At 67.7% G+C, this 14,905-nt stretch carries 13 protein-coding genes; 8 read left to right on the forward strand and 5 right to left on the reverse strand.

The genetic code is table 11. The features are described 5' to 3' along the window. Window positions 1–14 precede the first annotated feature (14 nt). The 6 genes from BLR24_RS04215 (at window position 15) to BLR24_RS04240 (ending at window position 7,905) form a co-directional block, all read left to right on the forward strand. A complete protein-coding gene (locus BLR24_RS04215; protein WP_093013182.1) occupies window positions 15–1,637 on the forward strand; it encodes an ABC transporter substrate-binding protein in 1,623 nt (540 codons plus the stop codon). Window positions 1,638–1,677: 40 nt separating this feature from the next. Then, on the forward strand, window positions 1,678–2,634 hold the full coding sequence (locus tag BLR24_RS04220; protein ID WP_093013185.1) for an ABC transporter permease: 957 nt from the start codon (window positions 1,678–1,680) through the stop codon (window positions 2,632–2,634). 10 nt (window positions 2,635–2,644) lie between these two features. After that, window positions 2,645–3,550: an ABC transporter permease gene (locus tag BLR24_RS04225; RefSeq protein WP_093013188.1), complete on the forward strand. Its 906-nt coding sequence runs from the start codon at window positions 2,645–2,647 to the stop codon at window positions 3,548–3,550. After that, window positions 3,550–5,205, forward strand: coding sequence for an ABC transporter ATP-binding protein (locus BLR24_RS04230; RefSeq protein WP_093013191.1), 1,656 nt, complete (start codon window positions 3,550–3,552; stop codon window positions 5,203–5,205). Before BLR24_RS04225 ends, BLR24_RS04230 begins: the two co-directional genes overlap by 1 nt. Then, entirely contained in the window at window positions 5,202–6,287 is a 1,086-nt protein-coding gene (locus tag BLR24_RS04235) for a tartrate dehydrogenase (RefSeq protein WP_093013194.1), read from the forward strand. The genes BLR24_RS04230 and BLR24_RS04235 overlap by 4 nt, the downstream gene beginning before the upstream one ends. Before the next feature lie 139 nt (window positions 6,288–6,426). Further along, window positions 6,427–7,905: an NAD-dependent succinate-semialdehyde dehydrogenase gene (locus BLR24_RS04240; RefSeq protein WP_093013197.1), complete on the forward strand. Its 1,479-nt coding sequence runs from the start codon at window positions 6,427–6,429 to the stop codon at window positions 7,903–7,905. 25 nt (window positions 7,906–7,930) lie between these two features. Here the strand turns inward: BLR24_RS04240 and BLR24_RS04245 are convergent, their stop codons facing one another. Next, entirely contained in the window at window positions 7,931–9,007 is a 1,077-nt protein-coding gene (locus tag BLR24_RS04245; protein ID WP_093013200.1) for an alkene reductase, read from the reverse strand. Between the two features lie 42 nt (window positions 9,008–9,049). Further along, window positions 9,050–9,850, reverse strand: a complete 801-nt coding sequence (locus BLR24_RS04250) for an SDR family NAD(P)-dependent oxidoreductase (RefSeq protein WP_093013203.1) — start codon at window positions 9,848–9,850, stop codon at window positions 9,050–9,052. A 110-nt stretch (window positions 9,851–9,960) separates the two neighbouring features. Here BLR24_RS04250 and BLR24_RS04255 point away from each other — a divergent pair, with 110 nt between their 5' ends. Further along, the gene (locus BLR24_RS04255; protein ID WP_093013206.1) at window positions 9,961–10,497 is read left to right on the forward strand and encodes a MarR family winged helix-turn-helix transcriptional regulator; all 537 of its coding nucleotides are present in this window, start codon (window positions 9,961–9,963) and stop codon (window positions 10,495–10,497) included. Window positions 10,498–10,609: 112 nt separating this feature from the next. Here the strand turns inward: BLR24_RS04255 and BLR24_RS04260 are convergent, their stop codons facing one another. The 3 genes from BLR24_RS04260 to araD are packed head-to-tail and all read right to left on the reverse strand — an operon-like array spanning window position 10,610 to window position 14,109. Beyond that, entirely contained in the window at window positions 10,610–11,605 is a 996-nt protein-coding gene (locus BLR24_RS04260) for a Bug family tripartite tricarboxylate transporter substrate binding protein (RefSeq protein WP_093013209.1), read from the reverse strand. Between the two features lie 45 nt (window positions 11,606–11,650). Then, on the reverse strand, window positions 11,651–12,361 hold the full coding sequence (locus BLR24_RS04265; protein WP_093013211.1) for a ribonuclease activity regulator RraA: 711 nt from the start codon (window positions 12,359–12,361) through the stop codon (window positions 11,651–11,653). Between the two features lie 20 nt (window positions 12,362–12,381). Then, complete coding sequence (araD, locus tag BLR24_RS04270) at window positions 12,382–14,109, reverse strand: L-arabinonate dehydratase (protein WP_093013214.1); 1,728 nt, start codon at window positions 14,107–14,109, stop codon at window positions 12,382–12,384. An 84-nt stretch (window positions 14,110–14,193) separates the two neighbouring features. On the opposite strand from araD, the gene BLR24_RS04275 reads away from it, so the two are divergent. Continuing rightward, window positions 14,194–14,889: a GntR family transcriptional regulator gene (locus BLR24_RS04275; RefSeq protein ID WP_093013217.1), complete on the forward strand. Its 696-nt coding sequence runs from the start codon at window positions 14,194–14,196 to the stop codon at window positions 14,887–14,889. The last annotated feature ends 16 nt before the right edge of the window (window positions 14,890–14,905 follow it).

The raw sequence follows: 14,905 nt of genomic DNA on the forward strand, positions 1-14,905 counted from the left end.
AGGAGTACCCCACCATGAGCGACAGCAGCAACAAGAGGTTCGAAAACCTCGTCGGTCCCGGCGAAAGCCTTCGCGTGATGGATTCGCTGAAACGCGGCGCCTCCAGGCGTGACATCCTCGCCATGCTGATGGCCGGTGGCATGCAGGCCACCCTGGCCGGCAGCCTCGCCGGCATGGCGGTGTCCGCCCATGCGCAGACGCCCAGGAAGGGCGGCCGCATCCGGGTGGCGGGCGCCACCGCCGCCGCCACGGACACGCTCGATCCGGCCAAGCAGTCGAACCAGACCGACTACTCGCGCTGCAACATGGTCTACAACGGCCTGACCTCGCTGGACGCCAGCCTCACGCCGCAGCCCGCGCTGGCCGAATCGTTCACCACCAAGGACGCCAAGACCTGGGTCTTCACGCTGCGCAAGGGCGTGACCTTCCACGACGGCAAGGCGCTCACGCCGGCCGACGTGGTGTTCTCGGTCATGCGCCACAAGGACCCGGCCACCGCCTCCAAGGCCAAGGTGCTCGCCGACCAGATCGAGAGTGCCAAGGCCACCGGCGCCAATGAAGTGACCTTCGTGCTCAGCGCGCCCAACGCCGACCTGCCGGTGATCCTGGGAACCTTCCACTTCCAAATCGTCAAGGAAGGCACCACCGACTTCAATGCCGGCATCGGCACCGGCCCCTACAAGCTCAAGGAATTCAAGCCCGGCGTGCGCTCGCTGATGGTGCGCAACGACGCCTACTGGAAGCCCGGCAAGCCCTACCTCGACGAGATCGAGTTCGTGGGCATCGGCGACGAGAGCGCGCGCGTCAACGCGCTGCTGTCGGGCGGCTTGGACCTGGTCGGCTCGGTCAACCCGCGTTCGGTGGAGCGCGTGAAGGGGACGCCCGGCTTCGGCATCCTGGTCACCCAGTCCGGACAGTACTCCGACCTCATCATGCGCAAGGACGTGGGCCCTGGTGCCAACCCCGACTTCGTGCTTGGCATGAAGCACCTGTTCGACCGCGAGCAGATGAAGAAGACCATTGCGCTCGACTACGCGGTGGTCGCCAACGACCAGCCGATCGATCCGACCAACCGCTTCTACTTCGCCGGCCTGCCGCAGCGCCCCTTCGACCTGGACAAGGCGAAGTTCCACCTGCAGAAGTCCGGCATCACCGGCAAGGTGCCGATGGTGGCCTCGCCCGCGGCGCTGTACTCGGTGGAGATGGCGCTGCTGCTGCAGCAAACGGCGCAGCGCGCGGGGCTGGAGATCGACATCAAGCGCATGCCGGCCGACGGTTATTGGTCGAACCACTGGCTCAACAGCCACGTGGGCTTCGGCAACGTGAACCCGCGCCCGAGCGCCGACGTGCTGCTGACGCAGTTCTTCCAGTCGGGTGCGGCGTGGAACGAGTCGCGCTGGAAGAGCGATAAGTTCGACCAGCTGCTGCTGGCCTCGCGCGCCGAGATCGACCTGGCCAAGCGCAAGCAGATGTACGCCGACATGCAGACCATGATCCACCAGGACGCAGGCATCGGCATCCCGCTGTTCCTCTCGAGTCTCGACGGCCACAGCTCCAAGCTCAAGGGCCTGTCGCCGATCCCGCTGGGCGGCCTCATGGGCTACAACTTCGCCGAGAACGTATGGCTGGAGGCATAACGCGCCCGCCGCCGCTCGTCTCGACTCTGGGAGCATCGAAATGAACCATGTCATCCTGAAGCTTCTCGTCCAGCGCATCGCGCTGGCGCTTCTGTCGCTGCTGACGGTATCGGTGATCGTGTTCGCGATCACCGCGGTGCTGCCCGGCGATGCCGCGCAGGAACAGCTCGGCCAGGACGCCACGCCCGAGGCCGTGGCCGCGCTGCGCGCGCAGATGGGCCTGGACGTGCCGGCGCCCGAACGCTACGCCAAGTGGCTGTTCGGCATGGTGAAGGGCGACCCCGGCCTCTCCGCGACCACGCAGATGCCGGTGGCCGAGCTGATCGCCAGCCGCCTGCCCAACTCGCTGCTGCTGGCCGCCGTCACGGCGCTGTTCTCGGTGCCGATCGCGCTGGCGCTCGGCATCGCCTCGGCGGTCTGGCGCGGCTCCTGGTTCGACCGCGCCGCCTCGACAACGGCCGTGGGCGTGGTGTCGGTGCCGGAGTTCCTGGTCGCGACGCTGGCGGTGCTGGTGTTCGCGGTCCAGCTGCGCTGGCTGCCGGCGCTCTCGTTCGTCAATGACATCGAGTCGCTGGGCCAGTTGCTGCGCGCCTTCGCGATGCCGGTGCTGGTGCTGTGCTGCGTGATCATCGCGCAGATGATGCGCATGACGCGCGCCGCGGTGATCGATCAGCTCGAAGCCCCCTACATCGAGATGGTGCGGCTCAAGGGCGCCTCGCCGATGCGCATGGTGCTGGCGCACGCGCTGCCCAATGCGGTGGGCCCGATTGCCAACGCCGTGGCGCTGAGCCTGTCGTACCTGCTCGGCGGCGTAATCATCGTCGAGACCATCTTTAACTACCCCGGCATCGCCAAGCTGATGGTCGACGGTGTCTCGCAGCGCGACATGCCGCTGGTGCAAACCTGCGCCATGATCTTTTGCTGCGCCTACCTGATCCTGGTGACGACGGCCGACATCTGCGGCATCCTCGCCAACCCGCGGCTGCGGCACCGCTGAAGGAAGCTCCATGGAAACGTCCACATCTCCCACGGTCGTGAGCGCCACGGCTTCCCTCGCGCCCATGCCGCAAGAGCGCCGCGGCGGTCCGCTGCGCTGGCTCGCCGGCTTCGGCCCATCGGGCCTGCTCGGCCTTGCGGTGCTGCTGTTCTGGCTGCTCGCGGCGCTGCTCGGCCCCTGGCTGCTCTCGAACGGCACGGCGGCCACGGGCACCTCGAACGTCTTCGCACCGATGAGCGCGACGCACTGGCTGGGCACCGACTACCTCGGCCGCGACATGCTGGCGCTCATCATCGAGGGGGCGCGCTACACGATCGGCGTCGCGTTGTTTGCCACGCTGCTGGCCAGCGGAACCGGCATCACGCTGGCGCTGCTGGCCGCCGCCAGCGGCCGCTGGATCGACGCGGTGCTCAGCCGCGGCCTCGACACGCTCACGGCAATCCCGAGCAAGATGTTCGCGCTCATCATGGTGGCGGGCTTCGGCTCCTCGGTGCCGATGCTGGTGGTCACGGCGGGCATCATCTACGTGCCCGGCGCCTACCGCATGGCGCGCTCGCTGGCCGTCAACATCAACGCGCTCGACTACGTGACCGTGGCGCGCACGCGCGGCGAGGGCACGCTTTACATCATGCTGCGCGAGATCCTGCCCAACATTCTGGGCCCGATGCTGGCCGACCTCGGCTTGCGTTTCGTCTACGTCGTGCTGCTGCTGGCGAGCCTGAGCTTTCTCGGCCTGGGCATCCAGCCGCCGGCGGCCGACTGGGGGTCACTGGTGCGCGAGAACATCGGCGCGCTGGCCATGGGCGGCGCCTCGGTGATCGTGCCTGCGCTCGCCATCGCGAGCCTGACCATCGCGGTCAACCTTGTGATCGACAACCTGCCGGGCCGCACCGCCCGCGAACGAGGAGCACGCTGATGGGCGCACCACTCACTGTCCAGGGACTCCGCATCGTGGCGGGCGACAGCACGCTGGTCGATGACTTGAGCTTTTCCGTGCAGCCCGGCGAGGTGCTGGCGCTGATCGGCGAGTCGGGTTCCGGCAAGACCACCACCGCGCTCGCGCTGATGGGCTATGCACGCCACGGCTGCCGCATCGCGGCTGGCCGGGTCCAGATCGGCGACACCGACGTGCTGGCACTCGATGCGGCGCGGCAGCGCAGTCTGCGCGGCCGCACGGTCTCCTACATCGCTCAGAGCGCGGCCGCCTCCTTCAACCCCTCGCGCACGATCATGGACCAGGTCGTCGAGCCGACCGTCATCCACGGCCTGTGCAAGCGGGCCGAGGCCGAGGCGAAGGCGGTGCAGCTGTTCCGCGAACTGGCGCTGCCCGACCCGGACAACATCGGCTCGCGCTATCCGCACCAGGTCTCCGGCGGGCAGCTGCAGCGGCTGATGGCAGCCATGGCGCTGATCGGCGACCCGGACCTCGTGATCCTCGACGAGCCAACCACCGCGCTGGACGTGACCACGCAGATCGAGGTGCTGCGCGCCTTCCGCCGCGTGGTGCGCGAGCGCCGTGCCACCGCCGTGTACGTGAGCCACGACCTGGCCGTGGTGGCGCAGATGGCCGACCACATCCTGGTGCTGCGCAACGGCAAGATGAGCGAGCTCAACGCCACCGAGCAGATCCTCTCCGCCCCGGTGGACGATTACACCAAGTGTCTGCTCGCGGCAGCGCGCCCCGCGGTGCGCGCTTCGGGCCAGGCCTCGGGTGATTCGGCGCTGCTCCTGCAGGTGAATGAGCTTTCGTGCGGCTACGGCGCGGTGGACGCCAAGGGCCAGCCGGCCAAGCTGATCCTCCAAGACATCAACCTGAAGCTCTACCGCGGCCAGGCCATCGGCGTGATCGGCGAATCGGGCTCCGGCAAGACCACGCTGGCACGCGCCGTCGCGGGCCTGCTGAAGCCCTGCCACGGCAACGTCATGTTCGACGGACACGAGCTCAAGCCCACGCTGCAGCAGCGCAGCCCCGAAGAGCTGCGTCGCATCCAGATCGTGTTCCAGATGGCCGACACAGCGCTGAACCCATCGCAGACCATCTGGCGCATCCTCGCGCGGCCGCTGCAGTTCTACAAGGGCTTGCGCGGCGAGCCCCTCAAGCAGCGCATCTTCGAGCTGCTCGATCTGGTGAAGCTGCCGCGCTCGGTGGCCAATCGCCTGCCGGGCGGACTCTCCGGCGGGCAGAAGCAGCGCGTGAACCTGGCGCGTGCGCTGGCGGCCGAGCCCGACCTGATCCTGTGCGACGAGGTGACCTCGGCACTCGATACCGTGGTGGCCGCGGCGGTGCTCGACCTCATGGCCGAACTGCGGCGCGAGCTCGGCGTGTCCTACCTGTTCATCAGCCACGATCTGCACACCGTGCGCTCGGTGTGCGACGAGATCGTGGTGATGCAGCACGGCCGCAAGCTCTCGCAGGTGGCGCGCGCCGACTACGACCGCGGTCCGCACCACCCCTACTACCAGCTGCTCGCGCGTTCGGTGCCCGAGCTGCGCCGCGGCTGGCTCGACGACATGGACCACGCGGCTGCGACAGCGGCAGCGGCCCACCCAACCAGGGAGATACACGCATGATTCCCACATTCCGTATTGCGCTGATCGCCGGCGACGGCATCGGCAAGGAAGTGATGCCCGAGGGACTGCGCGTGGTGCTGGCCGCGGCCGAGCGCTTCGGCTTCGAGCTCGACTGCCGCACCATCGACTGGGCCAGCTGCGACTACTACGCCGAGCATGGCCGGATGATGCCGGACGACTGGAAGGAGCAGCTGCGCGGCGTCGACGCGCTCTACTTCGGCGCGGTCGGCTGGCCCGAGACGGTGCCCGACCATGTCTCGCTCTGGGGATCGCTGCTGAAGTTTCGCCGCGAGTTCGACCAGTACATCAACCTGCGCCCGGTGCGGCTGTTCGAGGGCGTGCCCTGCCCGCTCGCGAACCGCAGGCCCGGCGACATCGACTACCTGGTGGTGCGCGAGAACACCGAGGGCGAGTACACCTCCCTCGGCGGCGTGATGTACGAAGGCACCGAGCGCGAGATCGTGATCCAGGAATCGGTCTTCTCGCGCCACGGCACCGACCGCGTGCTGCGCTACGCCTACGAACTTGCGAACAGCCGCGCGCGCAAGCACCTCACGGTGGCCACCAAGAGCAACGGCATTGCCATCAGCATGCCCTGGTGGGACGGCCGCGCCGACGCCATCGGCCGCGACTACCCCGAGGTGACGAGCGACAAGCAGCACATCGACATCTTGTCGGCGCGCTTCGTGCTGCAGCCCACGCGCTTCGACGTGGTGGTGGCGAGCAACCTGTTCGGCGACATCCTCTCCGACCTGGGTCCGGCGACCACCGGCACCATCGGCCTGGCGCCCTCGGCCAACCTGAACCCCGACCGCAAGTTTCCGTCGCTGTTCGAGCCGGTGCACGGCTCGGCGCCCGACATCTACGGCCAGAACATCGCCAACCCGATCGCGATGATCTGGTCGGGCGCGCTGATGCTGGACTTCCTCACGCAGGGACAGGGCGCGGGCCGCGCCGCGCACGACGCCATCCTCGGCGCAATCGAGGCGGTACTGCGCGACGGGCCGCGCACGCGCGACCTGGGTGGCACGGCCTCGACCACCGAACTGGGCATGGCGATTGCCGAGCGCGTCGCGAATTGACTCACCCCCAGGCTTCGCGCACTTCGTGTCGCTACGCCACCCCCCTCTCCGGGGGCAACACCAGCGGCCCGGCAAAGCCGGTTCCGCGGTGTTCCTGGAAGGGACCTCCTTACCGAACTCAACGAACCCTGAATTGACCATGACTCTGACACTTGAACGCCAGGACCTGCTGCCAGGCCGCCAGCTCATCGGTGGCGAATGGCGCGATGCCAGCGATGGCCGCCGCCTCGACGTGACCGACCCCGCCACCGATGGCGTCTTCGCAACCGTGCCAGACGGCACGGCCGCCGACGCGCGCGCCGCGGTCGCTGCCGCGCACGCCGCCTTCCCCGCCTGGCGCGCCGTGCCGGCCAAGCAGCGCGCGCAGATTCTCAAGCGCTGGAACGACCTCATGCTCGCGCACCAGGAAGACCTGGGCCGCCTCATTTCGCGCGAACAGGGCAAGCCGCTGGCCGAGGGCCGCGGCGAAGTCGCCTATGCGGCCAGCTACGTCGAATGGTTCGGCGAAGAAGCCACGCGCGCCAATGGCGACGTGATTCCCGCGCCCGTGACGGGCCGCCGCATGCTCGCGGTGAAGGAACCGGTCGGCGTGGTCGCCGCGATCACGCCGTGGAACTTCCCGGCCGCCATGATTGCCCGCAAGATCGCGCCCGCGTTGGCCGCGGGCTGCACCGTGGTCTGCAAGCCGGCCGAGGACACGCCGCTGACTTCGCTCGCGCTCGTGAAGCTCGCCGAAGAAGCCGGCGTACCGGCAGGTGTGCTCAACATCGTGACCGCCTCGCGCGAGCGCACGCCCGAAGTGGTCGACGTGTGGCTGGCCGATGCGCGCGTGCGCAAGATCAGCTTCACCGGCTCCACGCCGGTGGGCAAGCATCTGGCGCGGGCCTCGGCCGATACGCTCAAGAAGCTGTCGCTCGAGCTGGGCGGCAACGCGCCCTTCATCGTCTTCGAGGACGCGGACGTCGATGCCGCTGTCGAAGGCCTCATGGCCGCCAAGTTCCGCAATGGCGGCCAGACCTGCGTGTGCCCTAACCGCGTGTTCGTGCAGGCCAAGGTGCACGACGCCTTCGTCGACAAGCTCGCGGCACGGGTGGGCGCGCTCAAGGTCGGCCCTGCCACCGAATCCGATTCGCAGATCGGCCCGATGATCAATGCGCGCGCGGTCGAGAAGATCGAACGCCATGTGCGCGACGCCGTGGCGCGGGGCGCACGCGTCGTGGTCGGCGGCGAGCGGCTGCGCTCCGCGCGCTGCGACGGCCCGAACTACTACGCGCCCACCGTGCTGGTGAATGCCGACCCCACGATGGAGTGCAGCTGCGAGGAGACCTTCGGGCCCGTGGTGCCGGTCACGCGCTTCGACACCGAGGCCGAGGTGATCGCCGCCGCCAACGACACGCCCTTCGGCCTGGCCGCCTATTTCTATTCGACCGACGTGCGCCGCATCTGGCGCGTGGCGGATGCGCTCGAATCGGGCATCGTCGGCATCAACGAAGGCGCCCTGGCCGCCGAGGCCGCTCCCTTCGGCGGCGTGAAGGAATCAGGCTACGGCCGCGAAGGCTCGGTGCACGGTCTCGACGACTACATGCACACCAAGTACCTCTGCCAGGGCGGCCTCTGAGCCTTCTTGGGGTGCGCTTCGGCGCTTAAGCGGCAAGCGACGGATAGTCGGTGTAGCCCTTGGCGCCGGGCGTGTAGAACGTGTCCGGAGCAGGCGCGTTCAACGGCGCGTCCTGGCGCATGCGGTCGACGAGGTCGGGGTTGGCGAGGAAAGCCCTGCCCATGGCCGCCAGGTCCGCGCGGCCTTCGCGCAGCGCCAGTTGTGCGCTGGCCTTGTCGAGACCGCCGGCGAGGATGAAGGGGCCGTCGAACGCCGCCTTCAGATCGACCTTCAGCTTTGCCGGGACCGGTGGAGCGCCAATTGCCGAATGGTCCAGCACGTGAACGTACATGAGGCCGAGCGCAGAAAGCTCCTTCACCAGCGCGAGGTACTGTTCGTCCACGCCTTCGAAGGCGCCGGCGCCGTTGAACACGCCGTGCGGCGACAGGCGGATGCCCACGCGCTCGGCGCCGATCTCCTTCGCCGCCGCACGGGCGACCTCGAGCACCAGCCGGTTGCGCCCTTCAGCCGTGCCGCCGTAGCCGTCGGTGCGGCGGTTGATGTTGGCGTTCAGGAATTGCTCGAGCAGGTAGCCGTTGGCCGCGTGCAGCTCGATGCCGTCGAAGCCGGCTTCGATGGCAAGGCGCGCGGCCGTCGCGTACTCACCGACCGCGGTCTGGATGTCGGCCTCGGTCATGGCGCGCGGCGGCGTGTGCGGCTGGCTGCCTTGGGTGTCCGTCCACATCTGGCCCGGGCAAGTTTCCGCTGAAGCGCTGAGCACTTCGGCGCCGGCCGGCAGGTTGGCCTGGTGGCTCACGCGCCCGGTGTGCATGAGCTGGACCACGATCTTGCCGCCCTTGGCATGGACTGCATCCGTCACGAGCTTCCAGCCTTGCACCTGGGCGTCGTTGAACAGGCCGGGGATCCGGGCGTAGCCGAGGCCGTTGGGCGACGGCGAGGTGCCTTCCGTGATGATGAGGCCGGCGCTCGCGCGCTGGGCGTAGTACGTGGCCATCAGGCTGTTGGGCGTGTTGTTGTCGACCGCGCGGCTGCGGGTGAGCGGCGACATCACGGCACGGTTCTTGAGCGGAATGGCGCGCAGGGAGAAGGCGTCGAAAAGCATGGGCTGTCCTCGAAAAATGGAATGAAAAAGAAAAAGGTGGGCTCAGCCCACGAGGTAGCGCGGGGCCGGCGTTCCGACCTGGGTGGCGGCGAACAGTTCGGAGCGCGCGGCCTCGTACTTTCCCCACAGCGACGCATCGGCGACCGAGGGCCACGTGACGGCTTCGCCCTGGTCCCATCCCGCAAGCGCCGCATCGACCATGTGCTCGGTCGTCATCAAGGCGTCCTGGTTGAGGGCCGCCAGCGGCACGCCCGACAGATCCCAGATCTCGGTGGCTGTCGATGCCGGCAGGACCAGCTGAACCTTCACGCCGGTGCCGGCCAGCTCTTCCTGCAGGCCTCGGCTGTACTGCAGCACGAAGGCCTTGGTGCCGCTGTAGACGGCGCTGATGGGCAGCGAATGGATGGCCAGCACGGAAGCGATGTTGATGATCACCCCCTCTTTTCGCGCGATGAAGGCCGGCACGACCGCTTGGCTCAGGCGCGTCAACGCCGTGATGTTGAGGGCGATCTGGGACAGCGCATCGCCTGCGGACCGCTGGGCCACCGGGCCGAGCCGCGCAATGCCGGCATTGTTCACCAGGACGCGCACGTCGGCGTTGGTGGACAGAATCGTCTCGATCCGCGACAAGTCCTCGTCCTGGGTCAGATCGGCCACGATCGCTTCGGCTTTGATACCGTGTGTCTTCGAAACTTGCGCGCAAAGCGCTTCGAGGCGGTCGGCTCGCCGCGCTACCAGAATCAGGTCGTATCCACGCGCCGCGAGGCGATCCGCATAGACGGCGCCGATGCCGGAGGAAGCCCCTGTGACAAGGGCGACTTTCTTGGAGTTGGGGGTTGTCATTGAAGGCTTTCGAATAAAATTGAGGGCTCAACTAAATAAGTTGAGGGCTCAAATGTAGATTTGAACCGCAGCCGCTTGCCGATGGTTCGGCACTCAACCATTTTCTGATCATGGGAATCACCACCACTCCTGTCGATGCCAAACGCACCCGGAGCAAACCCGGCGAACACGAGCAAGACATCTTGGGCGGACGGGTCTGCACGAACACGGCACTGCGCCTCGCGGCCCGCCGGCTTGGCCAGCTCTACGACGAAGCACTGGCGCCGCTGGACCTCAAGGCCACGCAACTCGCGCTCATGGCAGAGATACACAAACTCATGGGTCCTGATCAACAAGGACCCGCGCTGCAGGATCTGGCGAGCCGGCTCGCGATCCAGCTTTCGGCCCTTACCCATGCCCTGCGGCCGCTGGTGCGTGATGGCATGGTCGAGCTGCGCCTCGATGCCAAGGACCGGCGCACCAAGCACGGCGTTCTCACGCCGCTTGGCAAAGCCAGGCTGTCAAAAGCCGTGGCGCACTGGGCCGCAGCCAATGACCGGGTCGAAGCGGTCCTTGGCCCTGCCTCGGCTGCGAACCTGAGGGCCCTGGCCGATCAGGTGTCTTCCGATGCGTTCCTGGCCGCATACAAGGGGGAAGTCGACCGCTAGATCTTCAGGTCGACCAGCGTGGCGCCGCGAAGAATGAAAGGCGCGACACTGCCGGGGAGACCAGGCCCTGCGCCAGACCGCAGGCAGCCAAGCCAGGCGCCGCCGCACCTCCTCAATCCGCAGTCGCGCCCGACTTCTTCACCAGCTCGGCCCAGCGCGGAATCTCGCGCGCCATGTGGTCGCGCAGTTCCTCGGGCGTGCTGGCGGCGATGTCCATCGCCAGCTGGCCGGAGAGCTTGGCCTGCACGTCGGGCTGCTTGAGCGCTTTCACGATCTCGGCATTCAGGCGCTGGATGATGGGCTTGGGCGTGCCCTTGGGCGCATAGACCGCCTGCCATGACGACATCTCGAAACCGGGCACGCCCGATTCGATCATGGTCGGCAGTTCGGGCACCAGCGCAATGCGCTTGCCGGTGGTCACGGCCAAGAGCTTCAGCTTGCCGCTCTTGACGAGCGGCAGCGCGGCGGTCACCTGGTCGAACATGAAGGGCACCAGGCCTGACGCAACGTCGGTCATGGCGGGCGGCGTGCCCTTGTACGGCACGTGCGTGAGCTTCACGCCGATCATGTCGGCGAACATTTCGCCCGCCAGGTGCGTCGAGGTACCGGCGCCCGACGACGCGAAGGTGCGCTTCGATTCGTCCTTCTTGAGCAGCGCGATCAGCTCGGCCACCGAGTTCACGCCAAGCTGGCTGTTGACGATCAGCACGTTGGGCAGCCGGCCGACCAGCGAGACGGGCTCGAAGTCCTTCATCGGGTCGTAGGGCAGCTTCTTGTAGAGGCTCGCGTTGATGGCGTGCGTGCTGATGGTGCCGCCGAACAGCGTGTAGCCGTCGGGCGCGGCCTTGGCCACGTAGGCCGCGCCGATGCCACCGGCCTGCCCCGGCTTGTTGTCCACCACCACCGACTGGTGAAGGCTCTCGCCCAGCTTGTTGGCGAGGATGCGGCCGACGATGTCGGTCGAGCCGCCGGCCGTGAAGGGCACGACGTAGGTGATGGTCTTGGCAGTGGGCCATTCGGCCTGCGCCAGCGCCACGGCGGGTGCCAGTGCGAAGACGGATGCGGATGCGGCGAACAGCAGCCGCGCGGCGCGGTGAATGAAGGGCATGGTCTTGTCTCTCTTTGTCGATGTCTCTGTTGAAAAGGCGGGCCTTCAGCGGCCGCGGGCCTGGCGCCAGGCGGCGAACTCGGTGCGGCTTTGCTCCTCGGTCGGCGGATAGAGGCCGAGGATGGAGCGGCCCTCGAGCACCTTCTCCTGCACGAAGTCTTCGAACACGGTCATCTCGGTGGCCTCGGCCGCAACCTCGTCTGCAATGTCGGCCGGAATCACGATGACGCCTTCGGCATCGCCCACCACCACGTCGCCGGGCCACACGGCCACGTCGCCGCAGCCGATGGGCACGTTGATGTCGATGGCCTGGTGCAAGGTCAGGTTGGTCGGTGCGCTCGGGCGTTGGTGGTATGCGGGGAAGCCGAGCTTCGCGATGTCGGGGCTGTCGCGAAAGCCGCCGTCGGTGACCACGCCGGCCACGCCGCGCTTCATGAGCCGGCTCACCAGGATGCCGCCCGCCGACGCGGCGCGCGCGTCCTTGCGGCTGTCCATCAGCAGCACCGCCCCCTCGGGGCACTGCTCCACGGCCTGGCGCTGCGGATGGCTACGGTCGTTGAACACGGTGATCGGGTTCAGGTCTTCGCGCGCGGGCATGTAGCGCAGCGTGAAGGCCTCGCCGACCATGTTGGGCAGCGCCGCGTTGAGCGGATGCACGTCCTGGATGAACTGGTTGCGCAGCCCGCGCTTGAACAGCGCGGTGCACAGGGTGGCGGTGCTGACCTTCATCAACTTCTCGCGGGTCTGGGGATTCACATGGGTCTCCGTTGGGTTCTTCAGAAGATGTCGGGTTCGGGCACGGGCCGGCCGAAGGTGGTTTCGAGAAAGTCGAAGTCGCAGCCCTCGTTGGCCTGCAGAATGTGGCGGCCGAACATCCAACCGTAGCCGCGCTCATAGCGCGGCGCGGGCGGCGTCCACGCGACCTTGCGGCGTGCCAGTTCCTCGTCGCTCACTTCCAGGTGGATGAGCCGCTGCGGCACGTCGACGCGGATGCGGTCGCCGGTGCGCACCAGCGCCAGCGGACCGCCGACGGCCGACTCGGGCGAGCAGTGCAAGAGGCAGCCGCCGTAGCTGGTGCCGCTCATGCGCGCGTCCGACAGGCGCAGCATGTCGGTCACGCCTTGCTTCAAGAGCTTGGTCGGGATCGGCAGCATGCCCCACTCGGGCATGCCGGCGCCGCGCGGGCCGGCGTTGCGAAGCACCAGGATGTCGTCGCCGGTCACGTCGAGCGAGGGGTCGTCCACCGCTTTCTTCAGGCTGGGATAGTCATCGAACACCAGCGCGCGGCCGGTGTGCTGCAAGAGGTGCGGTGCGCAGGCGCTGGGCTTGATCACCACGCCGTCGGGAGCGAGGTTGCCGCGCAGCACGGCCAGCGCGCCTTCGGCATAGATGGGGTTGTCGAGCGGGCGGATGACGTCGTCGTTGAACACCTGGGCACCCTCGATGTTCCGGCCTATGGTGCAGCCGTTGACGGTGAGCGCCTCGGTCTTCAGGTGGCCGCGGATGCGCTCCAGCATCGCGGGCAGGCCGCCGGCATAGAAGAAGTCTTCCATCAGGTAGGTGTCGCCGCTCGGCCGGATGTTGGCGACCACCGGCACGCGGCGGCTCGCGGCATCGAAGTCGTCCAGCGTGACCGGATGGCCGGCGCGGCGCGACATGGCGATCAAGTGCACGATGGCATTGGTGCTGCATCCCATCGCCATGGCGCAGGCGATGCCGTTCTCGAAGTTGTCGCGCGTGAGCATCTTGGCGGGCGTCAGGTCGTCCCACACCATCTCGACGATGCGGCGGCCGCATTCGGCGCTCATGCGCACGTGGTTGGCATCGGCCGCGGGAATGCTCGAGGCGCCCGGCAGCGTGAAGCCCACGGCCTCCGCAATGCCCATCATGGTGGCCGCCGTGCCCATGGTCATGCAGGTTCCATGGCTGCGCGCGATGCCGGCCTCCATCTCCTGCCAGGCCTGGTCGCTCAATTGGCCGGCGCGGCGCTGGTCCCAGTACTTGAAGGCGTCCGAGCCGGAGCCCAGCACCTGCCCCCGCCAGTTGCCGCGCAGCATCGGGCCCGCGGGCAGATAGATGAACGGCAGGCCCATGCTCAGTGCGCCCATCGTGAGGCCCGGCGTGGTCTTGTCGCAGCCGCCCATCAGCACCGCGCCGTCGATCGGGTGGCTGCGCAGCAGCTCCTCGGTTTCCATTGCGAGGAAGTTGCGGTAGAGCATGGTCGTCGGCTTGACCATGCTCTCGGACAGCGAGATGGCCGGCAGCTCGAGCGGAAAGCCGCCCGCCTGGAAGATGCCGCGCTTGACGTCGTCGACGCGCTGCTTGAAGTGCGAATGGCACTGGTTGGCGTCGCTCCACGTGTTGACGATGGCGATGATCGGCTTGCCTACCCAGTCGGTGGGCGCGTAGCCCATCTGCATCACCCGCGAGCGGTGGCCGAAGGAGCGGAAGTCGTCGGGCGCGAACCAGCGGGCGCTGCGCAGGGTGTCGTAGGAGCGTGGCATCGAGGGCTGAAAGAGGATTCTTGCGTGGGATCAACTACATTAAAACACTAATATATCACTCCGTCAAAGCGAGAATTCCTGCGAATGACTGCCCTCCCCCGGATCCGACTCGACCGCACCCGCCTGGCCGCACCGCAAGTGCTCGAAAAGCTGCGCGATGCCATCCTCTCCCTCGACCTCGTGCCCGGCACGGTGCTGGTGCGCCAGGAGCTGGCGGACCGCTTCGGCGTGAGCCAGACGCCGGTGCGGGAAGCCTTGCTGCGGCTGAGTGAAGAAGGCCTCGTCGACGTGTTTCCCCAGCACGCCACCCTGGTGAGCCGCATCGACATCGACGCGGCCAGGCAGGCGCACTTTTTGCGCCGCTCGATCGAGCTGGAGATCGTCCACCAGCTGGCCGGCGAAGCCCCACCCGGCCTGGTGGCCCAACTCGAAGCGCAGGTCGCACTGCAGGCCACGCTGGCGGCGGCGCGGCAGTACGGCGAGTTCGTCGGTGCCGACCGCAAGTTTCATCACCTGATGTACGAAGCCGCGAATGTGCCGAGCCTCTGGGACCTGGTGAGCCGCGTCTCGGGCCACGTGGACCGCCTGCGGCGCCTGCACCTGCCCACGGCGGGCAAGACCGAGGCGATCCTGCGTGACCACCGCGCCATCGTGCGTGCCATTGCCGACGGCGACGGCGCTGCGGCGCAGAAAGCGCTGCGCGAACACCTCTCCGGCACGCTGAGTTCGCTGCCGGAAATCTGCGCGCGGCATCCGGACTTCATCGCACCCGGGAACTGAGCGGCATGACCCCGCG

It is taken from the genome of Variovorax sp. OV700 (genome assembly GCF_900099805.1).
In the GTDB taxonomy this organism is placed as follows: domain Bacteria; phylum Pseudomonadota; class Gammaproteobacteria; order Burkholderiales; family Burkholderiaceae_C; genus Variovorax.

Excerpts from the sequence above, each read along its gene's own strand:
- BLR24_RS04215 (WP_093013182.1), top strand. The coding sequence starts at position 15 with ATGAGCGACAGCAGCAACAAGAGGTTCGAAAACCTCGTCGGTCCCGGC.
- BLR24_RS04220 (WP_093013185.1), top strand. The coding sequence starts at position 1,678 with ATGAACCATGTCATCCTGAAGCTTCTCGTCCAGCGCATCGCGCTGGCG.
- BLR24_RS04225 (WP_093013188.1), top strand. The coding sequence starts at position 2,645 with ATGGAAACGTCCACATCTCCCACGGTCGTGAGCGCCACGGCTTCCCTC.
- BLR24_RS04230 (WP_093013191.1), top strand. The coding sequence starts at position 3,550 with ATGGGCGCACCACTCACTGTCCAGGGACTCCGCATCGTGGCGGGCGAC.
- BLR24_RS04235 (WP_093013194.1), top strand. The coding sequence starts at position 5,202 with ATGATTCCCACATTCCGTATTGCGCTGATCGCCGGCGACGGCATCGGC.
- BLR24_RS04240 (WP_093013197.1), top strand. The coding sequence starts at position 6,427 with ATGACTCTGACACTTGAACGCCAGGACCTGCTGCCAGGCCGCCAGCTC.
- BLR24_RS04245 (WP_093013200.1), bottom strand. The coding sequence starts at position 9,007 with ATGCTTTTCGACGCCTTCTCCCTGCGCGCCATTCCGCTCAAGAACCGT.
- BLR24_RS04250 (WP_093013203.1), bottom strand. The coding sequence starts at position 9,850 with ATGACAACCCCCAACTCCAAGAAAGTCGCCCTTGTCACAGGGGCTTCC.
- BLR24_RS04255 (WP_093013206.1), top strand. The coding sequence starts at position 9,961 with ATGGGAATCACCACCACTCCTGTCGATGCCAAACGCACCCGGAGCAAA.
- BLR24_RS04260 (WP_093013209.1), bottom strand. The coding sequence starts at position 11,605 with ATGCCCTTCATTCACCGCGCCGCGCGGCTGCTGTTCGCCGCATCCGCA.
- araD (WP_093013214.1), bottom strand. The coding sequence starts at position 14,109 with ATGCCACGCTCCTACGACACCCTGCGCAGCGCCCGCTGGTTCGCGCCC.
- BLR24_RS04275 (WP_093013217.1), top strand. The coding sequence starts at position 14,194 with ATGACTGCCCTCCCCCGGATCCGACTCGACCGCACCCGCCTGGCCGCA.